The organism is Actinoplanes sp. NPDC051633 (assembly GCF_040681735.1).
Classification (GTDB): domain Bacteria; phylum Actinomycetota; class Actinomycetes; order Mycobacteriales; family Micromonosporaceae; genus Actinoplanes.
In genome coordinates this window covers 1-1,422 of sequence record NZ_JBFAZH010001590.1, presented here as the reverse complement: position 1 = coordinate 1,422, position 1,422 = coordinate 1, and the positions used below count along the sequence as shown (strand labels likewise).

Sequence of the window (1,422 nt, the reverse complement as noted above, 5' to 3'; positions counted from 1 at the left end):
CTACATCAGACCCTTCCCGGCCAAGATCGAAACCATTCGACGGATACGAGCCATCTGCCGTCCCGGGGTCATCGCCGGCCGCCGTCCTGGTCAGGGCCGCACGCTGCTTCCGGCCGGGCGCGCCGGACCCGCCCGCGCGAGCGCGGCCGAATTCGCCGGGCCGGGTCAGAACAGGGTTGGCTGCTCGGCTGGCGGCTCGATCGGGGCCGGGACCGGCAGCGGAGCAAGCTCGGGCACGCGCTCCCGCACCGCGTCGTGGAACCGGCGCGCGAGGGCGGGCGCGTCCACGTTGTCCGGCGTGTGCAGGAAGACCGTCGGTGAGCGGCCCTCACGCAGCCAGCCCGCCGTCGTCTCGACCCAGCGCTGCCAGCCCTCGACCGTCGCCACGACCGAGTCGCGGCCCAGGTAGCGCACGATCGGGCGGTCGGTCAGCGCCGTCGTCCGCAGCGGCATGCGGGGTTTGGCCGTCCAGGCGTCGCGCTCGGTGTCGCTCGTCGGCGGGTTGGCGTAAAAGGCCGTCGTGTCGAACGGGATCCACTCCGCCCCGGCCGCCGCCAGCGCACTCTCCAGGGTGCGGGGGTGCTCGAAGAAGCCGGCGTGCCGCACCTCGACCGCGTATCGGTACGAGGGCGGCACCCGGGCGAGGAAGCGCGCCAGCACCCCGGTGTCCGACGGCGTGAACGAGCCGGGCAGCTGGATCCACAGCGCGTGCAACCGCGGCCCGAGCGGCTCGATCGCGTCCAGGAACGGCGTCAGCATCGACGGGTCGGCGAGGCGGCTCTCGTGCGTGATCGCCCTGGGCAGCTTCATGACGAACCGGAACGCCGGCGGAGTCTGCTCGGCCCAGGACGAGACGGTGTCCCGGGCCGGGGTGGCGTAGAAGGTCGTGTTGCCCTCGACCGCGGTGCACCAGCCGGCGTAGGCGCGCAGACCGGAGAACGGCCACGCCTTGTGCGTCCACATCGCGCAGCCGACGTGCAGGTCACCGGGTGACGTCATCGCCGCCCGCCGCCAGGTCCTCGCGCCGCGGCAGGCCCTCGCAGTCACCGGGCACGGTCACCGAGAACGCCCCGACCGCGATCGCCGTCCGCAGCCGGGCCTCCGGCGGCGCCCCGGCCATCCGGTCCGCCAGATAGCCCGCCACGAACGCGTCCCCCGCACCGACCGGGTCCACCACCGTGACGGCGGGCGCCGGCAGCGCGTACCGCGAACCCTCGATCAGTGCGGTGCAGCCGCGCGCGCCGTCCTTGACCACGACCTCGGCCGGGCCGAGCCGGGCCAGCCCGGCCAGCGGTTCCTCGTCGCCCACGAAGAGGGCGGCCTCGTCGGGACCCGCGAACACGAGGTCGGCCCGCGACGCGAGATCCCGCAGCACAGGCGCGGCGTCGAAGCGGGACCAGAGCTTGGCGCGGTAGTTCACGT

2 protein-coding genes are annotated in these 1,422 nt (G+C 74.2%); both read right to left on the bottom strand.

Annotation, left to right across the window (positions count from 1 at the left end; translation table 11 throughout):
• Positions 1-165: 165 nt before the first annotated feature.
• Positions 166-963 (bottom strand): DUF72 domain-containing protein, encoded by a 798-nt coding sequence (locus AB0M20_RS43395; protein WP_364307325.1) that lies wholly within the window; start codon positions 961-963, stop codon positions 166-168.
• Between the two features lie 19 nt (positions 964-982).
• Positions 983-1,422 (bottom strand): PfkB family carbohydrate kinase (locus AB0M20_RS43390; RefSeq protein WP_364307323.1); only part of this gene is annotated, 440 nt, incomplete at its 5' end.

What these genes read in the sequence shown, in the direction of transcription:
- AB0M20_RS43395 (WP_364307325.1), bottom strand. Translation starts at nt 963, where the DNA reads ATGTGGACGCACAAGGCGTGGCCGTTCTCCGGTCTGCGCGCCTACGCC.